This is a genomic window from Pseudomonas sp. NPDC079367 (assembly GCF_044542195.1).
Taxonomy (GTDB): domain Bacteria; phylum Pseudomonadota; class Gammaproteobacteria; order Pseudomonadales; family Pseudomonadaceae; genus Aquipseudomonas.
The window spans coordinates 1-3,007 of record NZ_JBITTW010000082.1; the positions used below are offsets into that span (position 1 = coordinate 1).

Consider the following 3,007-nt stretch of genomic DNA (forward strand, 5'->3'; position numbering starts at 1 on the left):
GAATCGGTTGCCGATGGCACCGTTGCCACCTGGCACAAGAAACCAGGCGAGGCCGTCAAGCGTGACGACCTGATCGTCGACATCGAGACTGACAAGGTCGTGCTGGAAGTATTGGCCGAAGCCGACGGCGTGCTGGGCGCAATCATCGCCGAAGAAGGCGCTACCGTTCTGTCGAACCAGGTTCTGGGCTCGATCGAAGAGGGCGGCGCTGCTGCTGCCGCTCCTGCCGCCGCTGCTGCTCCGGCTGCTACTGCCGCTGCCGCACCGGCTGCTGCCGATGGCGAAGACGACCCGATCGCAGCACCGGCTGCTCGCAAGCTGGCTGAAGAGAACGGCATCAACATCGCTTCCGTTGCCGGTACCGGCAAAGGTGGTCGTGTGACCAAGGAAGACGTGGTTGCTGCTGTTGCTGCGAAGAAAGCCGCTCCGGCTGCCGCACCTGCCAAGGCTGCTGCTCCTTCGGCTGCTGCGCCTGTATTCGCTGCTGGCGACCGCATCGAGAAGCGCGTACCGATGACCCGCGTGCGTGCCACCGTGGCCAAGCGTCTGGTTGAAGCCCAGTCGAACATGGCGATGCTGACCACGTTCAACGAAGTCGACATGACCGAAGTCATGGCCCTGCGTTCGAAGTACAAGGACCTGTTCGAGAAGTCCCACAACGGCGTACGCCTGGGCTTCATGTCGTTCTTCGTCAAAGCGGCCACCGAAGCGCTGAAGCGCTTCCCGGCTGTCAACGCGTCGATCGACGGCGGCGACATCGTTTACCACGGCTATGCGGACATCGGCGTTGCCGTTTCCAGCGATCGTGGCCTGGTCGTACCGGTTCTGCGTAACGCTGAGCTGATGAGCCTGGCTGAAATCGAAGGCGGCATCGCCACCTTCGGCAAGAAGGCCCGTGACGGCAAACTGTCGATGGACGAGATGACCGGTGGTACCTTCACCATCACCAACGGTGGTACCTTCGGTTCGATGATGTCGACGCCGATCGTCAACCCGCCGCAGGCAGCGATTCTGGGCATGCACAACATCATCCAGCGTCCGATGGCCATCAACGGCCAGGTCGTGATCCGTCCGATGATGTACCTGGCACTGTCCTACGATCACCGTCTGATCGATGGCAAAGAAGCTGTGACCTTCCTGGTGACCATCAAGAACCTGCTGGAAGATCCGGCTCGTCTGTTGCTGGATATTTGATAGAAGCAGCTGCAAGTCTCAGGCTGCGAACTGCAGGTAAACGCAGTTTGGCTTGAGGCTTGCGGCTTCACGCTTGCTGCAAAAAAGAGGATTTTTTGAATGTCGCAGAAATTTGACGTAGTAGTGATCGGTGCCGGCCCTGGTGGCTATGTAGCCGCCATCAAGGCTGCTCAGTTGGGCCTGACCACTGCCTGCATCGAGAAGTACACCGACGCAGAGGGCAAGCAAGCCCTGGGCGGTACCTGCCTGAACGTGGGTTGCATTCCTTCCAAGGCGCTGCTCGACAGCTCGTGGAAATACAAGGAAGCCAAGGAAAGCTTCAACGTTCACGGTATCTCGACCGGCGAAGTCAAAATGGACGTCGCTGCGATGGTTGGCCGCAAGGCTGGCATCGTCAAGAACCTGACCGGCGGTGTTGCCACCCTGTTCAAGGCCAACGGCGTTACTTCGATCCAGGGCCACGGCAAGCTGCTGGCCGGCAAGAAAGTCGAAGTCACCAAGCCGGACGGCTCGGTTGAAGTCATCGAAGCGGAAAACGTCATTCTCGCGCCAGGTTCGCGTCCGATCGACATTCCACCGGCCCCGGTTGACCAGAACGTCATTGTCGATTCGACGGGTGCTCTGGAATTCCAGTCCGTACCTAAACGTCTGGGCGTGATCGGCGCTGGCGTGATCGGCCTGGAGCTGGGTTCGGTATGGTCGCGTCTGGGTGCAGAAGTGACTGTTCTCGAAGCGCTGGACACTTTCCTGATGGCAGCGGACACCGCTGTTTCCAAGGAAGCACTGAAAACCCTGACCAAACAGGGCCTGGACATCAAGCTGGGCGCTCGCGTTACCGGTTCGAAAGTCAACGGCGAAGAAGTCGTCGTCAACTACACCGATGCCAACGGCGAACAGACCATCACTTTCGACAAGCTGATCGTAGCCGTTGGTCGCCGTCCGGTGACCACTGATCTGCTGTCTGCCGACTGTGGCGTGGAAATCGACGAGCGCGGTTTCATCGCGGTTGATGACCATTGCGTCACCGCCGTACCGGGCGTCTTCGCCATTGGCGACGTGGTTCGCGGCATGATGCTGGCCCACAAGGCTTCGGAAGAAGGCATCATGGTTGTTGAGCGCATCAAGGGCCACAAGGCTCAGATGAACTATGATTTGATCCCTTCGGTTATTTATACTCACCCGGAAATCGCGTGGGTTGGCAAAACCGAGCAGGCGCTGAAGGCCGAAGGCGTTGAAGTCAACGTCGGCACCTTCCCGTTCGCCGCTTCCGGCCGTGCCATGGCTGCCAACGATACCGGTGGTTTCGTCAAGGTCATCGCCGATGCCAAGACCGACCGCGTATTGGGCGTGCACGTGATTGGCCCGAGCGCTGCGGAACTGGTTCAGCAGGGCGCGATCGGTATGGAATTCGGCACCAGCGCTGAAGACCTGGGCATGATGGTTTTCTCCCATCCGACCCTGTCCGAAGCCTTGCACGAAGCTGCTCTGGCAGTGAATGGCGGCGCTATTCACATTGCCAACCGCAAGAAGCGTTAAGACATAATAAGAAACCACGGCGGTAGCGGCCCGTCGTGAGCCTTGCGAGCAAGACTCACCGCGGAATGTCCGCCGGACGCAGTCTTGCGTAGCTCAGCTACGCAAGCAGCAGTCACAGGTGGCGCGGCACTCAAACGAGCGCAGCGCCGAATGCGCAGTACCTAACGAAGACGGTAAAAAGCATGAATCTTCACGAGTATCAGGGTAAGCAGCTGTTCGCTGAATACGGCCTGCCAGTTTCCACTGGTTACGCAGTAGACACCCCGGAAGCAGCAGC

At 59.3% G+C, this 3,007-nt stretch carries 3 protein-coding genes; all 3 read left to right on the forward strand.

Going from position 1 to position 3,007, the window contains the following annotated elements; all coding sequences use genetic code 11:
• On the forward strand, nucleotides 1-1,194 hold a 1,194-nt coding region (odhB, locus tag ACIGDJ_RS28135), incomplete at its 5' end, for a 2-oxoglutarate dehydrogenase complex dihydrolipoyllysine-residue succinyltransferase (RefSeq protein ID WP_397504711.1).
• A 99-nt stretch (nucleotides 1,195-1,293) separates the two neighbouring features.
• Nucleotides 1,294-2,730, forward strand: coding sequence for a dihydrolipoyl dehydrogenase (gene lpdA / locus ACIGDJ_RS28140; RefSeq protein ID WP_101158689.1), 1,437 nt, complete (start codon nucleotides 1,294-1,296; stop codon nucleotides 2,728-2,730).
• Nucleotides 2,731-2,912: 182 nt separating this feature from the next.
• The coding region (locus ACIGDJ_RS28145) for a hypothetical protein (protein ID WP_397504712.1) at nucleotides 2,913-3,007 on the forward strand (95 nt) is incomplete at its 3' end.